The organism is Streptomyces sp. NPDC021093 (assembly GCF_044333135.1).
Taxonomy (GTDB): domain Bacteria; phylum Actinomycetota; class Actinomycetes; order Streptomycetales; family Streptomycetaceae; genus Streptomyces.
In genome coordinates, this window is record NZ_JBIRQJ010000006.1 from 349,997 (window position 1) to 371,724 (window position 21,728).

General features: G+C 71.4%; 15 protein-coding genes. 6 read left to right on the forward strand and 9 right to left on the reverse strand.

Going from position 1 to position 21,728, the window contains the following annotated elements; all coding sequences use genetic code 11:
• The first annotated feature begins 128 nt into the window (after window positions 1–128).
• Together pepN (ACH4SP_RS20630) and ACH4SP_RS20635 are read left to right on the forward strand one after the other, a co-directional pair.
• Window positions 129–2,720 (forward strand): aminopeptidase N, encoded by a 2,592-nt coding sequence (gene pepN, locus ACH4SP_RS20630; RefSeq protein WP_398416906.1) that lies wholly within the window; start codon window positions 129–131, stop codon window positions 2,718–2,720.
• A gap of 329 nt (window positions 2,721–3,049) precedes the next feature.
• Entirely contained in the window at window positions 3,050–4,261 is a 1,212-nt protein-coding gene (locus tag ACH4SP_RS20635) for a hypothetical protein (protein WP_398416908.1), read from the forward strand.
• Between the two features lie 42 nt (window positions 4,262–4,303).
• On the opposite strand, the gene ACH4SP_RS20640 is transcribed toward ACH4SP_RS20635, so the two are convergent.
• Window positions 4,304–5,557, reverse strand: a complete 1,254-nt coding sequence (locus ACH4SP_RS20640) for a serine hydrolase domain-containing protein (RefSeq protein WP_398416909.1) — start codon at window positions 5,555–5,557, stop codon at window positions 4,304–4,306.
• A 153-nt stretch (window positions 5,558–5,710) separates the two neighbouring features.
• Window positions 5,711–6,175, reverse strand: coding sequence for an NUDIX hydrolase (locus tag ACH4SP_RS20645; RefSeq protein ID WP_398416911.1), 465 nt, complete (start codon window positions 6,173–6,175; stop codon window positions 5,711–5,713).
• A gap of 235 nt (window positions 6,176–6,410) precedes the next feature.
• Between ACH4SP_RS20645 and ACH4SP_RS20650 the strand changes: the two genes are divergently transcribed.
• A complete protein-coding gene (locus ACH4SP_RS20650) occupies window positions 6,411–9,713 on the forward strand; it encodes a S8 family serine peptidase (protein WP_398416913.1) in 3,303 nt (1,100 codons plus the stop codon).
• Between the two features lie 92 nt (window positions 9,714–9,805).
• On the opposite strand, the gene ACH4SP_RS20655 is transcribed toward ACH4SP_RS20650, so the two are convergent.
• Entirely contained in the window at window positions 9,806–10,507 is a 702-nt protein-coding gene (locus tag ACH4SP_RS20655; RefSeq protein WP_398416914.1) for a nitroreductase family protein, read from the reverse strand.
• Window positions 10,508–10,681: 174 nt separating this feature from the next.
• Between ACH4SP_RS20655 and ACH4SP_RS20660 the strand changes: the two genes are divergently transcribed.
• Window positions 10,682–11,710, forward strand: a complete 1,029-nt coding sequence (locus tag ACH4SP_RS20660; protein ID WP_398416916.1) for an aspartate-semialdehyde dehydrogenase — start codon at window positions 10,682–10,684, stop codon at window positions 11,708–11,710.
• Between the two features lie 200 nt (window positions 11,711–11,910).
• Window positions 11,911–14,490, forward strand: a complete 2,580-nt coding sequence (gene pepN, locus ACH4SP_RS20665; protein WP_398416918.1) for an aminopeptidase N — start codon at window positions 11,911–11,913, stop codon at window positions 14,488–14,490.
• 86 nt (window positions 14,491–14,576) lie between these two features.
• Here the strand turns inward: pepN (ACH4SP_RS20665) and alc are convergent, their stop codons facing one another.
• Together alc and ACH4SP_RS20675 are read right to left on the reverse strand one after the other, a co-directional pair.
• Window positions 14,577–15,725, reverse strand: coding sequence for an allantoicase (gene alc / locus ACH4SP_RS20670; RefSeq protein ID WP_398416920.1), 1,149 nt, complete (start codon window positions 15,723–15,725; stop codon window positions 14,577–14,579).
• A 169-nt stretch (window positions 15,726–15,894) separates the two neighbouring features.
• Window positions 15,895–16,800 (reverse strand): LysR substrate-binding domain-containing protein, encoded by a 906-nt coding sequence (locus ACH4SP_RS20675; protein ID WP_398416922.1) that lies wholly within the window; start codon window positions 16,798–16,800, stop codon window positions 15,895–15,897.
• A 64-nt stretch (window positions 16,801–16,864) separates the two neighbouring features.
• On the opposite strand from ACH4SP_RS20675, the gene ACH4SP_RS20680 reads away from it, so the two are divergent.
• Window positions 16,865–17,665, forward strand: a complete 801-nt coding sequence (locus ACH4SP_RS20680) for a polysaccharide deacetylase family protein (RefSeq protein ID WP_398416924.1) — start codon at window positions 16,865–16,867, stop codon at window positions 17,663–17,665.
• Here ACH4SP_RS20680 and ACH4SP_RS20685 read toward each other — a convergent pair.
• The 4 genes from ACH4SP_RS20685 to ACH4SP_RS20700 form a co-directional block, all read right to left on the reverse strand.
• Entirely contained in the window at window positions 17,659–18,627 is a 969-nt protein-coding gene (locus ACH4SP_RS20685; RefSeq protein ID WP_398416926.1) for a DMT family transporter, read from the reverse strand. The genes ACH4SP_RS20680 and ACH4SP_RS20685 overlap by 7 nt on opposite strands.
• A gap of 214 nt (window positions 18,628–18,841) precedes the next feature.
• A complete protein-coding gene (locus ACH4SP_RS20690; RefSeq protein WP_398416928.1) occupies window positions 18,842–19,069 on the reverse strand; it encodes a hypothetical protein in 228 nt (75 codons plus the stop codon).
• A 101-nt stretch (window positions 19,070–19,170) separates the two neighbouring features.
• Window positions 19,171–21,387 carry a 4-alpha-glucanotransferase gene (gene malQ / locus ACH4SP_RS20695; protein ID WP_398416930.1) on the reverse strand — a complete coding sequence of 739 codons (2,217 nt, stop codon included), beginning with the start codon at window positions 21,385–21,387 and terminating at the stop codon, window positions 19,171–19,173.
• Window positions 21,388–21,630 (reverse strand): hypothetical protein, encoded by a 243-nt coding sequence (locus ACH4SP_RS20700; RefSeq protein WP_398416932.1) that lies wholly within the window; start codon window positions 21,628–21,630, stop codon window positions 21,388–21,390. It lies immediately after the preceding gene.
• Between the last annotated feature and the right edge of the window lie 98 nt (window positions 21,631–21,728).

Below are 21,728 nucleotides of genomic sequence, written 5' to 3' on the forward strand. Positions count from 1 at the left end.
GCGTTGTGCCTCACAACCATCCGGGCCCCGGCACCATTCCCGTGTACGACGCTTCAGGCGCACATGGGAGGATCGGGGCTGTTTCGAGGAGTATCGAAAAGCGTCGAACGCGTCACGAAGGAGTGCCCGTGCCCGGTGAGAACCTGTCCCGCGACGAAGCCCAGATCCGGGCCGAGCTGCTGTCCGTCGACGGATACGAGGTCGCGCTCGACCTGCGTTCCGCGGTGGGCGACCACGAGGGGGACGGCCCGCGCACGTTCCGCTCGGTGACCACGATCCGCTTCCGGGCGCTCACGCCCGGCGCGTCCACCTTCGCCGACCTGGTCGCACCCGCCGTGAACGCGGTGACCCTCAACGGCACCGCGCTCGACCCGTCGGCCGTCTTCGACGGCACCCGCATCGCCCTCGAAGGCCTCGCCGCCGAGAACGTCCTCGTCGTGGACGCCCAGTGCGCCTACAGCCGTACCGGCGAGGGCATGCACCGCTTCGTCGACCCGGAGGACGGCGAGGTCTACCTCTACACGCAGTACGAGCCTGCCGACTCCCGCCGTGTGTACGCCAACTTCGAGCAGCCCGACCTGAAGGCGCCGTACCGCTTCTCGGTACGGGCGCCCGAGGGCTGGACGGCGTGGAGCAACGGCGTGGGCTCCCTTGAGGACGGCACCTGGACGTTCGCCGAGACCAAGCCGATCTCGACGTACATCACCGCCGTCGTGGCAGGTCCGTACCACTACGTCACGGACTCCTACACGCGCACCCTGAAGGACGGCAGCACCCTCGACATCCCGCTCGGCGCCATGTGCCGCAAGGGCCTCGCCAAGCACTTCGACGCGGACGACGTCTTCCTGATCACCAAGCAGGGCCTGGACTTCTTCCACGACCACTTCGACTACCCGTACCCCTTCGGGAAGTACGACCAGGCGTTCGTCCCCGAGTACAACCTCGGTGCGATGGAGAACCCGGGTCTGGTCACCTTCCGCGAGGAGTACATCTTCCGCGGGAAGACGACGAGTTCGTCCTACGAGGGCCGGGCGAACGTCATCCTGCACGAGATGGCGCACATGTGGTTCGGCGACCTGGTCACCATGCAGTGGTGGGACGACCTGTGGCTGAAGGAGTCCTTCGCGGACTTCATGGGCTCCTTCTCGATGGTCGAGGCGACCCGCTTCACCGACGGCTGGATCACCTTCGCCAACCGCCGCAAGTCCTGGGCGTACCGCGCCGACCAGCTGCCGTCCACGCACCCGATCACGGCCGACATCCGGGACCTGGAGGACGCGAAGCTCAACTTCGACGGCATCACGTACGCCAAGGGCGCGTCCGTGCTGAAGCAGCTCGTCGCGTACGTCGGACGGGACGCCTTCCTGGAGGGCGCCCGCGTCTACTTCAAGGCGCACGCGTACGGGAACACCCGGCTCGGCGATCTGCTCTCCGCCCTTGAGGAGACCAGCGGCCGCGACCTCGCCGAGTGGTCGCGCGCCTGGCTCCAGACGTCCGGGGTCAACTCCCTCACGCCGGAGGTCACTTACGACGCGGAGGGCCGGATCACCGAGCTCGCGGTGGTCCAGCAGGCCGCCCTGCCCGCGCATCAGGACCCGTCGGCGGACGCCGGGGAGCTGCGCCCGCACCGCATCGCGATCGGCCTCTACCGGCTGGAGGGCGGCGAGCTGGTCAGGTACGCCCGTACGGAGACGGACGTGGCCGGTCCGCGCACGGTCGTCGACGGCCTGACCGGCGCCGAGAAGCCCGCGCTGATCCTGGTCAACGACGACGACCTCACCTACTGCAAGATCCGCTTCGACACGGGCTCGCTGGACACCCTGCGCGCCCACCTCGGCGACCTCACCGACCCCCTGGCCCGCGCCCTGTGCTGGTCCGCGCTGTGGAACCTCACCCGGGACGGCCTCATGCCGGCCCGCGACTTCATCGACCTCGTACTGCGCTTCGCGGGCCGCGAGTCGGACGTCGGCGTGCTCCAGATGCTGCACACGTGGACGCAGTCGGCGCTCGTCCACTACGTGGCCCCCGGCTGGCGCGAGGAGGGCGGCCGGCTCCTCTCCGAGGGTGCGCTGCGCGAGCTGCGGACCGCCGAGCCCGGCAGTGAGCACCAGCTGACCTGGGCGCGGTTCTTCGCCGCGGGCGCCTCGTCCGAGACCGACTTCCAGCTCCTGGAGGGCCTGCTCGCCGGCAGTGCCCGGATCGACGGCCTCGACGTGGACCAGGAGCTGCGCTGGGCGCTCCTGTCCCCGCTGGTCGCGCACGGCCGTGCCGACGAGAAGGCGATCGACGCCGAACTGGCCCGGGACGACACGGCGTCCGGCAAGCGGCACCAGGTGCGCTGCCTGGCCTCCCGCCCCTCCGAGGCGGTCAAGGCGCAGGCGTGGGCGACGGTCGTGGAGTCCGACGCGCTCTCCAACGCGCTCGTCGAGGCCACCAACGGGGGCTTCGTGCGCGGCAGTCAGCGCGAGCTGCTCGCCCCGTACGCCGCGAAGTACTTCGAAGCGATCGAGCGGGTGTGGGCGGAGCGCTCGATCCAGATCGGGGTCCTGATCGTCCGCGACCTGTACCCGGCACTGCAGGACCCGGCGGCCACACTGGCCGCCACCGACGAGTGGCTCACGTCCCACGCGGACGCGGCCCCGGCGCTGCGCCGCCTGGTGCTGGAGGCACGGGACGGGCTGGCACGGGCACAGCGCGCGCAGGAGTGCGACGCGGCCTAGCCGGCAGGGTTACGGGGATGGGGGCCGGCCCCCGGGTGTCGCCACGGCATCCGGGGGCCGGCCCTCCACGTTTCCACCCCACCCCGCCCGCCCGTTGAGGGTTCTCGGAGAGCGTGAAGCCCTGTCGTGGGTGATTGCGCGCCGTCGGCGGCTGCGGCTGCGAATCCGCCGCAGAGGGGATTGCGGTGGATTCCTGAGGGTTTCCGGGGGCTTTTCCCGGGCACTGCTCGGCAGTCGAACAGCCGTACTTTAGGGCGGGGTTGTCCCGGAATGTCGACGGGACTGTAACAGCGGTTAGAGGCAGGGGTCGGCGCGGGCAAGCCCTCGGCATGAACAACAACACGCACCCCCAGGCACCCGGCACCCCGCAGGCACAGGGCTCCGCGCAGGAGCAGACGGCACCGGCGCAGAACGCGCGGCAGGCGCAGGCGGCCCCGCAGGTGCACATCGCCCCGCAGCCGCGCGCCGGTTCCGCCCGTACCGGTTCCGCCCGTACCGAATCCCCCCGTACCGACTCCCCCCGTACCGACTCCGCCCGCACCGAATCCGCTGCCGCGCCCGTCGCCCCTGCCACCCCTGTCGCCCCCGCTTCCGCCTCCGCCCAGCGGCGCGTTCTGACGACCGCCCAGTTGCGTGAGCACAGAGTGACGGCGGCCGGGGCGGCCGCGCAGTGCGGGCCCGGCGGGCCGTGGCAGCAGCTGCTGCCGGGGGTGTTCGTACTGCACCAGGGTCCGCCGACCAGCGAGGAGCGGCTGCACGCGGCGCTGCTGTACGCGGGGCGTCCCGGGCGGGACGACAGCGAGGCGGTCGTCACCGGGCTCGCTGCCCTCGCCCTGCACGGGTTCGCCTCGGCGCCGCCGTTGCCGGCGCTGGCACAGATCGACGTCATGGTGCCGAGGACGCGGCGGCTGCGTTCCACCGGGTGCGTACGGATCGTGCGGGCGCACGCGCTGCCCGGCACCCGGATCATCACCGGGCTCCCGGTGGCCCCGGTCGCCCGCGCGGTCGCCGACGCGGTGGCGCATCTGACGGACACGGACACGGTGCGGCGGCTGCTGACCGAGGCGGTGGGCGGCGGCCACTGCGAACCGGCCGCGCTGGTGCGGGAGTTGAACATGGCACGGCTGCTGACGCGGCCGCACGTGCAGGACGCGGTGAACTCGATCCTCGCCGAGAGCCGGTCGATCGCCGAGGAGCGGCTGTACGAGATGGTGCGCTGCTTCGGGCTGCCGGACCCGCTGTGGAACGTGGACCTGCGGCTGCCCGGCGGCCCGCACCTGGGCGGCGTGGACGCGTTCTGGCCGGACCAGTCGGTGGCCGTCGAGCTGGACACGCGGGCGCCGCGCCAGGACGAGGACTCGCTCTGGTCGGAGTACGTGCGCAAGCGGGAGCACCTGGAGCGGCTCGGCATCACGGTCGTGCACCTCACTCCGAGGAAGCTGCGCGAGGCGATGGACCAGCAGGCGGCCGTGGTGCGGACGGCGCTGATGGCGTCCGTGGACCGCGACCCGGCCGCCTACCTGGTCGTCCTGCCCAGGTGACGGGAGACTCGCGACGACCGGTGAACCCGCCTCGCGAAACCGCTACTCGGGGCAGAACTCGGCTTCGAACACCGCGCCCGCGTCCCGGCCCCAGTCGCCGTTGAGATGGACGGCGAGGGACTGCCGGCCGTCCCTGGTCGTGCCCGCCCGGGTGAGCGAGCCGTAGATCTCGCCGGTGTGGCTCCAGAGGGCCCTGCCGCAGGACAGCCGCTGCTCGAAGATGCCGAGTCCGTACCCCACGCCGGGGAACTGGTCGCCGACCGGGACCGTGGTCGTCATCTCCTTGAGCTGCCGCTCCGGCAGGAGCGTGCCGGTGAGCAGGGCGCGGTAGAAGCGGATGAGGTCCGCGGTGCTGGAGATCATGCTGCCCGCGGCGCCCGCGACGGTCGGGTTGAGTTCGGTGACGTCGTACTTCTTCGTGGCGGCCGGGTCGGTGGAGAACTTGCTGTACGCGCGGCTGGCGGGCCGTGGCATGCGGGGCTCGTCGTGCGGGACGGAGGTGGCGCGCAGCGTGAGCGGGCGGATGACGCGCCGCTCGATCTCGCTCTCGTACGGGCGGCCGGTCGCCTGCTCGACGACCATCCCGGCGAGGATGTAATTGGTGTCGGAGTACTGCCACCTGGCACCGGGCTCGAAGTCGGGGGCGTGTCCCATGGCGACCTCGACGAGCTGCCGGGCGGGGAGGGAGTCGTAGCGGTGCTCCAGGAATCCGATGCCCAGCCGCTCCCGGACGAACTCCGGGTCCTTGGTGTAGGAGTAGACGCCGCTGGTGTGCTGGAGGAGCCGGCGCAGGGTGATCTTCCGGCCGTCGTGGCCGTGGCCGCGGACGACGCCGGGCAGCCACTTCTCGACGCGGTCGTCGATGCTCAGCCTCCCCTCGGCCTCCAGCTGGAGCAGCACCGTCGCGACGAACGTCTTGGTGAGCGACCCGATCCGGAACCGGTCGCGCGCATCGCGCTCCCGTCCGGTCGTGAGGTCGCCCGCCCCCGCGGTGTCCGTCCAGACCCGGGACCCGCCGGGCCCCTCGGCGCGGGCGACGGCGCCGGGTGCCCCGTCCCGCACGAGGGCGTCGACGGCGGCTCGGGTCCGGGCGTGGGGGTCTCCGGCGGTACGTGCGCGGGCCTGCGCGGTGGAGAGGGAGCCGGCGGTGAGGACGGCGGCGGCGAGGGCTGCGAGGGCTGCGGTGCGGGTGGCACGGGGAGCACGGGACGCGTGGGGGGCACGGGCGGCACTGGACGCGTGGCGGGCACGGGCGGCACTGGACGCGTGGCGGGCACGGGCGGTGGATGCGGGCATCTGATTCCCCTGCTGGTCGGGTGCGGGCCGGGCAACGGGTGCGGCGGCACGTCGTGGGGGATGACCCGGGGGTGGGGCAGCACGGTTGCCCCACCCCTCCCGGAGTGACCCGATTTCAGCCATTCCGGGGACCCTGCGGAACCGTATGTTCCGTCAGGTGCGGTGGGGCGGTGGGGTGGCCCGGCCCGTCGCCGGCCGGGTGCGCCAGAGTTCGAGGCCGGTGTCGACGAGTTCGACGCGGTCGAGGGCGTCGACCGCGTCGAGGCGGTGCCAGGCCGCGAGGTCCGTCGAGCCGCCGGTCTCGTGGCGGAGTTCACCGCCCACGATCTGTGCCTCGTACACGATCCGCAGGCCCTGGAAGTCGGCGAAGGAGCCGAGCCGGCGCGGGTAGCGGCGGCGGATGGAGTCGAGGCCGAGGAGCTGGACGGGTTCGATGGCGTAGCCGGTCTCCTCGTCGACCTCGCGGACGACCGTTTCGAGGGGGTCCTCGCCGTGTTCGAGGCCGCCGCCGGGCAGCGTCCACCGCTTGGCCCCGTCCCGTGCCACCCACCGGGCCAACAGCACCTTCTCGTCCTGTACGCACACGGCGTAGGCAGCGACTCTCAGCTCTGCGTTCATCTGCAGAGGCTAGGCGTCCGGGCTGTGGATTGCGCTTTGGACGCAAGAAGTCGACCCCTGTCGCACCCGGTGGCGGAAGGCGGCCGGTGGCGGATGTGTGCCACGGCCGTAATCCGCCTCAATCAACTCTCCCCAAACAACTGTCACTTAAGACATGCTGACCGGTCATTGGGCACCGAAATCCGGACCTTTTCTGTCCTGACTTCTTCCAGATCCTTCACATTCAGGGAAGCACATGACCGCCACCCCCCAGCCCTCCGCGCCTCGCGCGGGCGGCGTCAGACGTACCGCGCGAATAGCCTTCGCCGCCTCGCTCGTAGCCGCGCTGTGTGCGACCGCGCCGCTGCCCGCCTTCGCGGCCGGTGCACCCGATCCCACTCCCCCGGCCCCGAAGTCGGCCGAGACCAAGCTCGGCAGCGTGGACTCGGCGCTGCTCACCAAGGCGCAGGCCGCCGGTGCCAAGGACGTCACCGTGATGGTGGCGACCGCTCCCGGCGCGACCGAGCAGGTCGCGGACCAGCTCGGTGACGTACAGGGCGCGCTCGTCGGCCGCACGGACGACAAGCTCGGCTACGTACGGGCGACGCTGCCCACCGCGAAGGCGGAGGCCGCGCTGAAGGCGGCCGCCAAGCTCTCCAGCGTGCAGGGCATCGACCTCAAGCAGGAGATCGAGCTGGACGACCCGACGCCGTCGGGCGACCGGGCCGACGGTGCGCGCGGGGCGGCCGGGGCCAAGGGGGCGTACCCGGCACCGGGGAAGAACACCCCCGCCGAGAACCCGTACAACCCGTCCTTCGAAATCGGCGCCGTCGACTTCGTGAAGAAGAACCCGAAGGCGGACGGCCGCGGCGTCACCATCGGCATCCTGGACTCGGGCGTCGACCTCGGGCACCCGGCGCTGCAGAAGACCACCACCGGCGAGCGCAAGATCGTCGACTGGGTGACCGCCACCGACCCGGTCGCCGACGCCGACGCCACCTGGCGGCCGATGATCACCGAGGTCAGCGGGCCGACCTTCACCGCTTCGGGCCGGACCTGGACGGCGCCCGCGGGCACGTACAAGTTCAACGTCTTCCGCGAGGCCGCCACCACGGGCGGCGACATGAAGGGCGACCTCAACCGCGACGGTGACACCACCGACGTGTGGGGCGTGCTGTACGACCCGGCGACCGGGACCGTCCGCGTGGACCTCGACAACGACGGCGACTTCGCCGACGAGGTCGCGATGAGCCCGTACAAGGACAAGTTCCAGGTCGGCTACTTCGGCAAGGACGACCCGAAGACGGACGTCGCGGAGCGGATTCCGTTCGTCGTCGAGTCCCGCAAGGACGTCGTCTACAACGCGGCCGGCGCGAAGGCCGACTTCGTGAACATCGGCGTCATCGAGAGCGAGCACGGCACCCACGTCGCCGGCATCACCGCAGCCAACAGCCTCTTCGGCGGCAGGATGAACGGTGCGGCGCCCGGCGCCAAGCTGGTCTCCTCGCGCGCCTGCACCTGGGGCGGCGGCTGCACCAACGTCGCGCTGACCGAGGGCATGATCGACCTCGTCACCAAGCGCGGTGTCGACATCGTCAACATGTCGATCGGCGGCCTGCCCGCGCTCAACGACGGCAACAACGCGCGCGCCCAGCTGTACACGCGCCTCATCGACACCTACGGCGTCCAGCTGGTCATCTCGGCCGGCAACAGCGGCCCGGGTACGAACACCATCGGTGACCCCGCGCTCGCCGACAAGGTGATCTCGGTCGGCGCGTCCATCTCCAAGGAGACCTGGGCGGCCAACTACGGCTCCGCGGTGAAGACCGAGTACGCGATGATGCCGTTCTCCTCGCGCGGCCCTCGCGAGGACGGCGGCTTCGCGCCGACGATCACCGCGCCCGGCGCCGCGATCAACACCACGCAGACCTGGCTGCCGGGCGGCCCGGTCGCCGAGGCGGGCTACCCGCTCCCGGCCGGTTACCAGATGCTGCAGGGCACCTCGATGGCGTCCCCGCAGGCGGCGGGCGCCTCGGCGCTGCTGATCTCGGCCGCCAAGCAGGCCAAACTCGACCTGACGCCCGCGAAGCTGCGGACCGCGCTGGTCAGCCAGGCGGACCACATCAAGGGGGCGCAGCCGCACGAGGAGGGCGCCGGTCTCCTCAACGTCGTCGACGCGTGGAAGTCCCTGAAGAAGGGCGCCACCGCGCACGAGTACACGGTGAAGGCCCCGGTCGACACCGCGATCGACGAGGCCCTGAAGGAGCCCGGCTTCGGCACCGGTCTGTACGACCGCGAGGGCGGTCTGAAGACCGGCCAGAAGAAGACGTACGACATCACGGTCACCCGCACCACGGGCCCGGCCGGCGCCGTCCGTCACGAGCTGCACTTCGAGAACAACGACGGCACCTTCAAAATCGTCGGCAACGACGTCGTGCAGCTGCCGCTGAACCAGCCGGTCACCGTCAAGGTCTCCGCGCAGCCCCGCTCCGGCGGCATCCACAGCGCGATCCTGGAGGTGTCCGACAAGGCCACCGAGGGCATCGACAAGCAGATCCTCACCACGGTCGTCGCCGCCGACGAGCTGGCGAAGCCCTCGTACACGCTGAAGAAGTCCGGCACGGTGCAGCGCAACGGCCCCGTCTCGTACTTCGTGAACGTCCCCGAGGGCGCGAAGTCCCTTGAGGTGGCGATGGGCGGGCTCTCGCAGGGCAGCCAGACCCGGTTCGTCTCGATCCACCCGTACGGCGTGCCGTCGGACCCGACGTCGACGGTCAACTGCTACCCGAACTACGCCAACCCGGCCAACACCTGCCGTCCCGACGTCCGCTCGTACGCGGACCCGACGCCGGGCGTGTGGGAGATCGAGGTCGAGGCCCGTCGTACGTCGCCGCTCCTCGACAACCCGTACACGCTCGACGTGACGCTCCTCGGCGCGGACTTCGACCCGGCGGTCAAGGTCGTCCCCGAGGCGAAGGCCGGCACCCCGGCCCCCGTCGAGTGGAAGGTCACCAACAACTTCGCCGCGCTGGAGGGCAGGCTGAAGGGCGGCTCGCTGGGCTCCGCGAAGATCGCAAAGCCGAGCATCAAGCAGGGTGAGTCGCAGAGGACAACGGTCGTCCTCGGTGCGGGCGCCGAGCGCCTGGACATCGCCATCGGCAAGGTCTCGGACACCAAGGCCGACCTGGACCTGGTGGTCCTCAAGGACGGCGTCGAGGTCGGCAAGTCGGCGGAGGGCGACTCGGAGGAGTCCGTCAGCCTCCTCAAGCCCGCCGCCGGTACGTACACGGTCGTCGTGGACGGCTACTCGATCCCCTCGGGCACGACCACGTACGACTACCGGGACGTGTTCTTCGCCCCGTCGCTCGGCTCGGTCACGACCGACGAGACGCAGACCGTGCAGCTCGCAGGCGGCGCTTCGGCGCAGGTCAAGGGCGAGGTGAAGGTCGGGGGCGCGGCTCCCGAAGGACGTCAGTTCTTCGGCGAGGTGCAGCTGCTGAACGCGCGCGGCACCGCCGCGGGCAAGGGCAGCGTCCAGATCGACAAGGTCACGCCGTGACCACCTCTTTGAGGCGTCGGTGAGGTGAGGGGCGGGCCGGACATCCGGCCCGCCCCTTCCTCGTACCGTCGTACCTGCTGTACCGGCGTCGCTCAGATCTCGATCAGTACCTGGTCCAGGGACTTCCGTACGAGATCGGGTACGACGCAGTCCTGTGCCGGGTAGCCGACCGGGATCACCGCGAACGCCTTCTCGTTGACCGGGCGGCCCAGCACCTCGGAGAGGAAGCGCATGGGGCTCGGGGTGTGGACGAGCGCGGCGAGGCCGGAGAGGTGGAGGGCGGACAGCAGCATGCCGACCGCGATGCCGACGGACTCGTCCACGTAGTAGTGCTTGTGCTTGGTGCCGTCCTCGGCGAGCCAGTAGCGCTGCTGGAAGACGACGATCAGGCCGGGGGCGTCGGTGAGGTGCGGCTTGACCTCGTCGGTGCCGAGCGGGCGCAGCGCGTCGAGCCACTCCTCGCCGAGCCGGCCGTCGTAGGAGATCTGCTCCTCCTCCTCGGCCGCCTCGCGGATCCGGCGCCGTACGTCCGGGTCCTTGACGAGTACGAAGGTCCAGGGCTGCTGGTGGGCGCCGGACGGGGCGGTCGCGCCGCACGCGATGGCGTCGCGTATCACCTGGTCGGGGACGGGATCGGTGGAGAACTGCCGTACGGTGCGGCGCTCGTCCATGCGGACGCGGAGCTCGGTGGCGCGGGCCAGGGATTCGGCCGCGTCCATCCGTGCGGGGGCGTAGGGCACCGGCCGGTAGGGGTCGCCGTGGGTGGGTGTCCACTTGTTCTTTGTCACAGACATGGCCAGAGCATGGCCGGGGCAGGCGGCTCTTGTCCCGCCGTTCGAAGAATCGGCCGGACACCGTGTCCCGTCCTTCGGACAATCGATTGGACAAGCCGGACGGCACCTCCCGCATCATGGGTGCCATCGCCGCAGGTCGTCATGCCTGCACACGCACAGCACTGAGGAGTCACTGTGAGGGTCGGAATCGTCGGAGCCACCGGTCAGGTCGGCGGAGTTGTGCTGCGGATCCTGGCGGAGCGGAAGTTCCCGGTGACGGAGCTGCGGCTGTTCGCCTCGGCGCGCTCCGCCGGAAACACCCTGGAGTGGGACGGCAGGCCGGTCACCATCGAGGACGCCTCGACGGCCGACTACACGGGCCTCGACATCGTGATCTTCTCCGCCGGTGGTGCCACCTCCAAGGCCCTCGCCGAGAAGGTCGCCGCCCAGGGCGCCGTCGTCATCGACAACTCCTCCGCGTGGCGCCGCGACCCCGAGGTCCCCCTCGTCGTCTCCGAGGTCAACCCGCACGCGGTGGCGGACCGCCCCAAGGGCATCGTCGCCAACCCGAACTGCACGACGATGGCCGCGATGCCGGTGCTGAAGCCGCTGCACGGCGAGGCCGGGCTCCTCACGATGATCGCCACCACCTACCAGGCCGTGTCCGGCTCGGGGCTGGCCGGCGTCGCGGAGCTCGACGGCCAGGTCAAGAAGGTCGTCGACCACGCGGCCGAGCTGACGCACGGCGGCGACAAGGTGGAGCTGCCCGAGCCGAACGTCTACAAGAAGCCGATCGCCTTCAATGTGCTCCCCCTCGCGGGCAGCATCGTCGACGACGGTTCGTTCGAGACGGACGAGGAGCAGAAGCTCCGCAACGAGTCCCGCAAGATCCTGGAGATCCCTGACCTCAAGGTCTCCGGCACGTGCGTGCGCGTCCCGGTCTTCTCCGGCCACTCGCTCCAGGTGAACCTGCGCTTCGAGCGGCCGCTCAGCGTGGAGCGCGCGTACGAGCTGCTCGGCGGCGCCCCCGGCGTGGCCCTGTCGGAGATTCCGACGCCTCTTGAGGCGGCGGGCCAGGACGTGTCGTACGTGGGCCGCATCCGCGTCGACGAGACCGTCGACAACGGCCTCGCGCTGTTCCTCTCCGGCGACAACCTCCGCAAGGGCGCCGCACTCAACGCGGTGCAGATCGCGGAGCTGGTGGCGGCGGAGCTGAAGGGCTGACGCACCTCGCGGAGCCCGAGGGCCGAGGCACCTCGTGGGCCGAAGGGCGGTGACACCGGGCGACCGGTGTCACCGCCCTTCGCCGTCGCCGCCCGCCGTTCTGCCGTCCCCGCGCCGGATCCGCCGTAAATCTCACTGCCGGTGAGCGCCCCTGCCGTGGAAGGATGGCCGAGAACGTCACGATCCGAGGAGATGACAGGGTGCCCGGTACCAATCTGACCCGCGAAGAAGCGCAGGAGCGCGCGCGGCTGCTCACGGTTGAGGCGTACGAGGTCGAGCTCGACCTCAGTGGTGCGCAGGAGGGCGGTACGTACCGCTCGGTGACCACGGTGCGCTTCGAGTCCGCCGAGGACGGGGCCGCGAGCTTCATCGACCTGGTCGCGCCGGCCGTGCACGAGGTCGTGCTGAACGGTGCGGCGCTGGACGCGAAGGCGGTCTTCGCCGATTCGCGCATCGCGCTCGCCGGACTGCGCGGCGGGGCCAACGAACTGAAGGTCGTCGCGGACTGCGCCTACACGAACACCGGTGAGGGCCTGCACCGCTTTGTGGACCCTGTCGACGAGCAGGCCTATCTATACACGCAGTTCGAGGTGCCGGACGCGCGCCGGGTGTTCGCCAGCTTTGAGCAGCCCGACCTGAAGGCGACCTTCCAGTTCACCGTGAAGGCCCCGACGGGCTGGACCGTGATCTCCAACTCGCCGACGCCCGAGGTGCCGAAGGACGACGTGTGGGTCTTCGAGCCCACGCCGCGCATCTCGACCTACATCACCGCGCTGATCGTCGGCCCTTACCACTCGGTGCACTCGTCGTACGAGGGCAAGGACGGGCAGTCCGTGCCGCTGGGCATCTACTGCCGCCCCTCGCTGGCCGAGCACCTCGACGCGGACGACATCTTCGCCGTCACGCGGCAGGGCTTCGACTGGTTCCAGGAGAAGTTCGACTACGACTACCCGTTCGCCAAGTACGACCAGCTCTTCGTGCCGGAGTTCAACGCGGGCGCGATGGAGAACGCGGGCGCGGTGACCATCCGCGACCAGTACGTGTTCCGCTCGAAGGTGACGGACGCCGCGTACGAGACGCGTGCCGAGACGATCCTGCACGAGCTCGCCCACATGTGGTTCGGCGACCTCGTCACGATGGAGTGGTGGAACGACCTGTGGCTGAACGAGTCGTTCGCCACGTACACCTCGATCGCCTGCCAGGCGTACGCCGAGGGCACGAAGTGGCCGCACTCCTGGACCACGTTCGCCAACTCCATGAAGACGTGGGCGTACCGCCAGGACCAGCTGCCCTCCACGCACCCGATCATGGCCGACATCCGTGACCTGGACGACGTGCTGGTCAACTTCGACGGCATCACGTACGCCAAGGGCGCGTCGGTGCTGAAGCAGCTCGTCGCGTACGTCGGCATGGACGAGTTCTTCGCCGGTGTGCAGGCGTACTTCAAGGCGCACGCCTTCGGGAACACGCAGCTGAGCGATCTGCTCGGCGCCCTGGAGCGGACCAGTGGCCGCGACCTCAAAACGTGGTCGCAGAAGTGGCTCCAGACGGCCGGGATCAACGTGCTGCGCCCGAAGATCGAGACGGACGCCGACGGCGTCGTCACCTCCTTCGCGGTGCTGCAGGAGGCCCCGGCGCTGCCGACCGGCGCCAAGGGCTCCCCCACGCTGCGTCCGCACCGCATCGCGATCGGCCTGTACGACCTGGACGGCGCGGGCAAGCTGGTGCGCACCGACCGCATCGAGCTGGACGTCGACGGCGAACTGACCGCCGTGGACGCCCTGGTGGGCCGTGCGCGTCCGGATGTCGTGCTGCTCAACGACGACGACCTGTCGTACGCGAAGGTGCGTCTGGACGAGGCGTCGCTCGCCTTCGTCACCGAGCACCTGGGCGACTTCACCGAGTCGCTGCCGCGTGCGCTGTGCTGGGCGTCCGCGTGGGACATGACGCGCGACGGCGAGCTGGCGACCCGCGACTACCTCGCGCTGGTGCTGTCCGGCATCTCGAAGGAGTCGGACATCGGCGTCGTGCAGTCGCTGCACCGTCAGGTGAAGCTGGCGCTGGACCTGTACGCGGCGCCGTCGTGGCGCGAGGCGGGGCTGACGCAGTGGACCGAGGCGACCCTCGCCCACCTGCAGTCCGCCGTGCCGGGCAGCGACCACCAGCTGGCGTGGGCACGGGCGTTCGCGGCGACGGCGCGCACGCCGCAGCAGCTGGACCTGCTGCGGGGCCTTCTTGAGGGCACCGAGACGGTCGAGGGCCTGGCCGTGGACACCGATCTGCGCTGGACGTTCGTCGGGCGTCTCGCCGCCGTCGGGATCATGGACGAGGAGGAGATCGCGGCGGAGCTGGAGCGCGACAACACCTCGGCGGGCCAGCAGCACGCGGCGTCCGCGCGTGCGGCGCGTCCGACGGACGAGGCGAAGGCGGAGGCCTGGGCGTCGGTCGTCGAGTCCGACGAGCTGACCAACTCCCTCCAGGAGGCCGTCATCGGCGGCTTCGTACAGACCGACCAGCGTGAGCTGCTCGCTCCGTACACGGAGAAGTACTTCGCGGCGGTGAAGGGCGTGTGGGGCTCGCGTTCGCACGAGATCGCGCAGCAGATCGCCGTGGGCCTGTACCCCGCGCTGCAGGTCTCGCAGGAGACGCTGGACGCGACGGACAGCTGGCTGGCGTCGGCGGAGCCGAGTGCGGCGCTGCGCCGGCTGGTGTCGGAGTCGCGGGCGGGCGTCGAGCGGGCGCTCAAGGCGCAGGCGGCGGACGAGGCCGCTTCCGCCTGATCCGGTCCGGTGAAGTGACGGAGGGCCCCGGGAGTACGCACCGGGGCCCTCTGTCGTTCTGGGGTTGCGTCGACCGCTGGGACGGACTAGTTGCTCAGGTCCTCGTAACGGGCCTTGAGTTCGGCCTGGCCCTGCTCGGTGACTGCGCCGTGCAGGCGCATCCGGGCGACGCCGCCGTCGGGGAAGGCGTCGAGGCGCACGTGGGTGGCGACGGCCTGTGCGGCGAGCTTGAAGCGGTGCAGGGTGTCGGGCTGCAGCTTGGTGCGCGGCAGGATCTCGAACCAGTCGCCGGTGTCTCCGTTGCGCCCGCTGAGCGCGATCCACCCGGCGGAGTTGCCCTTGAGGTAAGCGGTGTCGATCTCGACGGCGCGGATCGCGCCCTGGGCGACGAGCTTGAAGCGCACCCAGTCGTTGGTGTCGCGGACCCGGCGGCGGCGGTTCTCCCAGCCGTCGTCCATCTTGCGGGAGGTGCCGGGCAGGATGATCTGGGTCGGCGACGAGTAGAACTTGTCGGACGCGTCCTCGTAGGTGCCGCCGTTCTGTACGGCGACGAGGTCGACGGTGCCCAGGAGCTGGAGCCACTCGGGGTCCGGGACGACCTCGCCGTGCACCCGGAGGCGGGCGACGCCGCCGTCGGGGTGCTGGCAGAGGCGTACGTGGGTGAAGCGGCGCTCGACGGCGATCTCGAAGCCGTTGGCCGCGTGCCCCTTCACGGGGGTGACCGGGACGATCTCCTCCCACTTCACGTCGTCGGCGAGGAGCTGCTCGGGGCTCGGGGAGCCCTCGACCGCGGTGGCCTGGACGCTGACGCGCTGCGGGTAGTTGCCGCGGAAGTGGGCGGTGTCGACGACGATGCCGCGGATGACGCCGGGGGCGCCGAGGCGGACGATCGCCCAGTCGTGGTCCTCGGGCTCGGGGAAGGGCCGGTCGGCGCCGGTGCCGCGGCGGCGGCGGGTCTCCCAGCCGTCCATGATCTTGCCCTTGTGCCCGAAGTGCTCGGGGTCGAAGACGGCGCGCTCGCGGATCAGGAGGTTCTCGCGCTCGGCGAAGAACTCGTCGTTGGCGGCGATGACGCCAGCGCCGAGGCGGCGGTCCGCGAGGTCGACGAGCTCGGTGAACGCGTGGTCGCCCGCGCCGCGGTAGTCGGCGTACGGGTCGCCTCCGCCGTAGGGTGCGGCGTCGTTGGCGTGCGGGTCGTCGGGGTTCGCGGTCGCGTTCACGTCGGTCGTCGTCATGTCATGACTGTGACGCGGGAAGACCTCTCAGGTCCATCGAAAGTTTCCGCACAGGCTTTTAAGCAGATGTGAACGGTTGCTGGCAGTGCCCCCTTGTCCGGCAGCGCTCCCTGGCCGGGCCGTGCCCCCTGGCCTGGCAGTGCCCCGTTTGCCTGGCAGCGCCCCCTTGTTACGTCCGTTCCGCCGCGATCCCCCGCAGTGCCGCCAGCACCCGCCCCACCGCCGGGCCGTCCTGCGCGCCCCGCCGTACCGCAGCGACCACGTGCCGCCGGGGCTGGTCCGCCTCCAGGACGCGCATCACCACCCCCGCCCGGCGCTCCGCCGCCGCCATCCGCGGCACCAGGGCGACGCCCATCCCCGCCTCGACCATGGCGAGGATCGCGGTCCAGCCCGCCGCGCTGTGCGCCTGTTCCGGGACGAAGCCCGCCGCTTCGCAGGCCGCGGTGGTGATCTCCGACCAGGGGCCGCTGCCGCCGAAGATCCACGCCTCGCCGGAGAGGTCCGCGAGCCGCAGGCCGGGGGCCGTGGCGAGGGCGTGGCCCGTCGGGAGCGCCACATCAAGAGGGTCGGCCAGGAGCGGGATGCGGGCGAACTGCGGGTCGCGGGCGGTGGGCGCGTGGGCCGCCAGCGAGAGGGCGAGGTCGACCGCGCCGTCGGAGAGGAGTTCGTACGCCTCGGCCGCCTCCGCCTCCCTGACCCGTACGTCCAGGCCGGGGTGCGTCTCGCGCAGGCGCCGCACGGCCGGTACGACGAGGGCCGGCACGGCGGTCGAGAACGCCCCGATCCGCACCTCCCCGGCATCTCCCTGTGCGTACCCCTCCAACTCGGCCTCCGCGCGCTCCAGTTGCGCGAAGACGGCTTCTGCGTGGCGCAGGACGAGGTGCGCGGCGTCGGTGAGGCGGACCCGGCGGCCGTGTGCTTCGAGCAGCGTCACGTTCAGCTGCTTGGCCAGGTTGGAGAGCTGCTGGGAGACGGCCGAGGGCGTCATCAGCAGTGCCTCGGCGGTCGCGGTCACGGTGCCGCGGTCGCGCAGTGTCCGCAGGATGCGCAGCTTCTTGATGTCCCACTCGGCCATGACCGCAACCTATCCGGAATCTTTGGCCCCGCCGTCACCCTGTTTCCCGCGATACCGTCCCCTCATGAGGCGACGGGCGGGGTTCGGACGTACGACGGTGGCGGCGGCAGCGGCGGTGATCTCGCTTGCGCTGAGCGGCTGTTCGGTCGAACCGAACGCGCCCGACATGGTCAGGTTCCAGGCGGGAGTCGCCCAGGGCCGGGCCGCGGACGCGAAGGCCGCGGCCGATGCGAAGGGGTCGGGGAAGGTCGACTGCCGGGTCGCCAAGTGCATTGCGCTGACCTTCGACGGCGGTCCCGGCAAGGACACCCCGAAGCTCCTCGACATCCTCAAGGAGGAGAAGGTCCCCGCGACGTTCTTCCTGCTGGGCGAGAAGCACGTACTGCGCTATCCCGACGTCGTGCGCCGGATGCACCGCGAGGGCCACGAACTGGCCAACCACACCTGGACGCACCGCATCCTCATCCACTTCGGCGAGGAGGAGGTCAGGAGCGAACTGTCCCGCACCCAGGACGCGATCCGGCAGGTCTCCGGCGTCACGCCGACCCTGATGCGCCCGCCGCAGGGCCGTACGAACCCGATGGTCACCGGCGTCGCCCGCGAACTCGGCCTCACCCAGGTCCTGTGGAACGCCACCGCCCGGGACTACTCGACGACCGACCCGGCCCTCATCGAGAGCCGCATCCTCGCCCAGGCCGAACGCGACGGCATCATCCTGCTGCACGACATCTACGACGGCACGGTCCCTTCGGTGCCCGGCATCGTCGCGAAGCTGAAGAAGCGGGGGTACACCTTCGTGACCGTGCCGCAGATGATCGCGCCCGCCGTGGCCCAGCCGGGACAGGTGCTGCGGCCCACCTACTGACGCTTCGTGCGCGGGCCCGTCGCGGCGCCCAGCACCACGCCGCCCAGGATCAGCACCATGCACAGGACCTGGAGCACTCCGGTCTGCTCGCCCAGGACCGCGTACGAGAGCAGCGCCACGCAGACCGGCTGGAGGTAGTAGACGATGCCGGCGCGGGCGGCGCCGATGAGCGCGATGGCCTTGTTCCAGGCGAAGAAGGCGACGGCGGAGGAGAACACACCGACGTAGACGAGCGGTCCTACGGTGCCGGGGCGCGCCTCGAAGCCGCCCTGGACGGCGAGGCTGACGCCGTACACCGGTGCCAGCATCAGCGCGCCGAGCACGAACGTGGCGAAGAGGAAGGCGAGTGAGCCGATCTCCGCGGGCCTGCGGCGCAGCAGGGCGCTGTACGAGCCGAAGCACAGGGCGGCGGCGATCATCCAGAACGCGCCGACGGACAGGCCGAGGGTGAGCGAGCCCTTGCTGACCAGGAGCAGGACTCCGGCGCAGGCGATCAGCATGCCGACGACACGGCGGGCGCCGAGCCGCTGCCCGCCCAGCCGCTCGTACCCCGCCATGACGACGGGCGAGGCGGCCATGATCATGCCCATGGTGCCGGCCGGGGTGTCGAGTCCGGCCTGGTTGACGAGGGTGTTGTAGACGGTGACGCCGAGCAGCGCGGCGAGGGCGAGGAAGCCGAGGTGCTCGCGGAGCAGGGCGCGCTGGCGCCAGGCCTCGCGGGCGGCGAAGGGGGCGACGGCGACGAGGGCGACGATCCAGCGCCAGAACGCGGCCTGGACGGGCGGCACGGAGTCGTGCAGTCCGCGCGAGGTGACGAAGCTGCCGGACCAGACGACGGTGGCGACGGCGGCGAGGAGGAGGCCGAGGCCCGCGCTCTTCGCCGCGGTCCCCGGTGCTGCCCCGGTCCCCGGTGCTGCCGGGGATGCTTTCGCCGGTGTGCGGATGCGGTCTAGAAGTGCCATCGCTGCCCCCATGAGGTGATCGGTGGATCTTGGTGAGGGATCCACCGTGACACCGAGGGGTTATTCAGGTCCATCGAAACTTTTCGACGAATCTGTTCAGCAGAAGTGAATGATGGAGTGGCGGGACAACGCAACGAGGGCGCCGGCGGCCCGTACGTCGATGCGTACGGGCGCCGGCGCCCTCGGAAGGCTTCCGGGGAGGTGGGTCCCGGTGTCAGACCTTGCGCGACTTGTCGAGCACCATCACCAGACCGGCGATGATCACGAAGAGGCCGATCGGGGCCGCAACGAAGAGACCGAGGGTCTCGGCGACGCTCAGGCCGGGGCCCGGGTCGTCACCGTCGTCCCGTACGGCCGCGAGCGCGGGAGACGACAGGAGCAGCATCATCAGCGTCGTACCGGTCGCGACAGCGCCGGCGCGCAGAGCGTTCTTCTTGTCCACGGTGCAAAAGTAGCGAACGTCTGAGTGGGGCGCGCGCCCGGGGGTGCCGTAAGGGGGCCGGGCGCGGCCCGGGGCACCTCCATGAGCGGTCCGGAGCACCTCTATGAGGGCGTCCGGAGCACCTCCATGAGGGCGTGGAGGCGTGGTGAGGCGGCCAGTTCCTCCAGGGTGCGGGGGTGTCCTTCGGCGTCGGCGAGGGGCAGCCGCCAGTTCGGGTACTGGTCCCAGGTGCCGGGCAGGTTCTGCGGGCGGCGGTCGCCCACGGCGTCCGGCAGCCACACTCCGACCATCCGGGCCGGGGTGGCGCACAGGAAGCGGTGCACGGCCCGTACGGCGGCCTCCTCGTCGCCCCTGCCCTCGGGCAGCAGACCCAGCCGGGTGAGGTACGAGAGCCAGTCGGTGACCTCCGTGGCGTCCTCGGCGCGCTCCTGTTCCAGCGGGCGGGTGAGCAGCCCCAGCCGGTGCCGCAGGGCGACGTGGTCGCCCGTGAGGCGGGCTGCGGTGGGCGGCAGGTCGTGGGTGGTGGCGGTGGCCACGCAGCCCTCGCGCCAGGCCTCGGGCGGCAGCGGGCGGCCGGTGCCCGTCCAGTCGCGTTCGAACCACAGCACGGAGGTGCCGAGCACGCCGCGTGCGGCGAGGGCGTCGCGCACGCCCGGCTCGACGGTGCCGAGGTCCTCGCCGATGACGGCGGCTCCGGCCCGGTCGGCCTCCAGGGCGAGGACGGCGAGCATGGCCTCGGCGTCGTAGCGGACGTACGTCCCGTCGGCCGGCTCGTGCCCCTCGGGCACCCACCAGAGCCGGAAGAGGCCCATGACGTGGTCGATGCGGACGGCTCCCGCGTGCCTCAAGAGGTTGCGGAGCAGGCTGCGGTAGGGGGCGTAGCCGGACTCGGCGAGGGCGTCGGGCCGCCAGGGCGGCAGGCCCCAGTCCTGGCCGTGTGCGTTGAAGGCGTCGGGGGGTGCGCCGACGGACATGCGCTGCGCGTAGGCGTACCCCTGCGACCAGGTGTCGGACCCACCCGGGTGCACGCCGACGGCGAGGTCGTGGACGAGGCCGACGGCCATGCCGGCCTCGCGGGCGGCCCGCTGGGCGTCGGCGAGCTGGCAGTCGGTGAGCCAGGCGAGCCTGCTGTGGAAGTCGATGAGGTCCCGGAGTCCGGTGCGGGCGCGGGCGGTGTCGGCGGAGTCGCGGTCGGCGAGCAGTCCCGGCCAGTTCCGCCGGTCGGGGCCGTGCAGCTCGACGAGCGCGCACCAGGTGGCGTGGTCCTCCAGGGCGGCGCCCTGCTCGGCCAGGAAGTCGCAGTAGGCGGCGCGGCGGCCGGGGCCGAGCGGCAGTGCGCACAGGATCGCCAGGGCCTGCCTCTTGAGGTGCCAGACGGCGTCCCGGTCGATCAGGGCGCCCTTGTTGAGCACGTCGTCGCGCAGGGCGGCGGCGCGGGCGCGCAGGTCCGTGAGGCGTTCCAGGTCGGCGGGGTCGGTGACGTAGGAGAACTCGGGTACGTCCTCGATCCGCAGGTGCACCGGGTCGGGGAAGCGCCGCGAGGCCGGGCGGTACGGGGACGGGTCGGTCGGTGTGCCGGGCACGGCCGCGTGCAGCGGGTTGACCTGGACGAACCCGGCTCCGAGCGAGCGCCCCGACCAGGCGGCCAGTTCGCCGAGGTCGGCGAGGTCGCCCATGCCCCAGGAGCGGGCGGACAGGAGGGAGTAGAGCTGAACGAGGAAGCCGTGCCGGGGGCCCTGCGGCGCGGGTACGCGCGCGGGGGCGACGACGAGGTGGCAGGAGGCCTCGCGGCCGTCGGGCAGCAGGAGGGCCAACGCGTGGACGCCGAGCGGCAGTTCCGCCCAGTGGGCGGCGGGGGCGTCGGGCCCTTCGCCGGGTGCGGGGGGCGGCGCAGGCCACTGCCTGGCCTCGCCCTGCTCGGTCGTGACGCGCACGACGGCGTCTTCGGGCAGCCTCCTCAGGGCGTCCGGGAGGGCCGGGGCGTCCCGCCACAGGACGACCGTCGGCGGCAGCAGCCGCTCCGGGGCGGCGGCGCCGTGGGCGGCGAGGGCGGCGTCCACGGCGTGCGGCGTGGAGGCGTCGACGTCCAGGGCGGCGAGGACCTCGACGACGGTGGCGGCGGGAACCTGGACGGTGCGGTCCTCGGACGGCGCGTAGGACGTGGCGACACCGTGCAGCGCGGCGAGCCGGGCAAGCGCCCCTGACCCCGGGTCTCCTGACCCCGGACCTCCTGACCCCGGACCTCCTGGCTCCGGGTCCCCTGGCGCCGGGTCCCCCGAGGCCGGATCTCCCGGCGCCGTCCCCCCTGCTGCGGCCATCTAGACCCCCGGGTACTGGTACTCCATGCCGGACGCCGTTCCGTACGACGTCGGCTCGCTGGTGAGGGGTGCGGCGTCGGTGAGCGGCGGCTCACTGGTCAGCGGCGCCGCGTCGGCGAGCGGGGGCTCGCTCGTGAGGGGCGGCTCGGCGCAGCCGCAGGCACAGGATCCGTCGAGACCCGAGTCGGGGCCCGAGACCTGTTTGGACAGGGCCGAGAGGAGGAGCTGGGCGGAAGCGGCCACGGAGGGCCTCCCTTGGTGGGGGTACGCGGACTACAGCAGCCATACCCACAGGACGGAACCGCAGACATTTCCGGCCGTTGAAGGTGACTCGGGTCACA

What these genes read in the sequence shown, in the direction of transcription:
- ACH4SP_RS20635 (WP_398416908.1), top strand. Translation starts at nt 3,050, where the DNA reads ATGAACAACAACACGCACCCCCAGGCACCCGGCACCCCGCAGGCACAG.
- ACH4SP_RS20640 (WP_398416909.1), bottom strand. Translation starts at nt 5,557, where the DNA reads ATGCCCGCATCCACCGCCCGTGCCCGCCACGCGTCCAGTGCCGCCCGT.
- ACH4SP_RS20645 (WP_398416911.1), bottom strand. Translation starts at nt 6,175, where the DNA reads ATGAACGCAGAGCTGAGAGTCGCTGCCTACGCCGTGTGCGTACAGGAC.
- ACH4SP_RS20650 (WP_398416913.1), top strand. Translation starts at nt 6,411, where the DNA reads ATGACCGCCACCCCCCAGCCCTCCGCGCCTCGCGCGGGCGGCGTCAGA.
- ACH4SP_RS20655 (WP_398416914.1), bottom strand. Translation starts at nt 10,507, where the DNA reads ATGTCTGTGACAAAGAACAAGTGGACACCCACCCACGGCGACCCCTAC.
- alc (WP_398416920.1), bottom strand. Translation starts at nt 15,725, where the DNA reads ATGACGACGACCGACGTGAACGCGACCGCGAACCCCGACGACCCGCAC.
- ACH4SP_RS20675 (WP_398416922.1), bottom strand. Translation starts at nt 16,800, where the DNA reads ATGGCCGAGTGGGACATCAAGAAGCTGCGCATCCTGCGGACACTGCGC.
- ACH4SP_RS20680 (WP_398416924.1), top strand. Translation starts at nt 16,865, where the DNA reads ATGAGGCGACGGGCGGGGTTCGGACGTACGACGGTGGCGGCGGCAGCG.
- ACH4SP_RS20685 (WP_398416926.1), bottom strand. Translation starts at nt 18,627, where the DNA reads ATGGCACTTCTAGACCGCATCCGCACACCGGCGAAAGCATCCCCGGCA.
- malQ (WP_398416930.1), bottom strand. Translation starts at nt 21,387, where the DNA reads ATGGCCGCAGCAGGGGGGACGGCGCCGGGAGATCCGGCCTCGGGGGAC.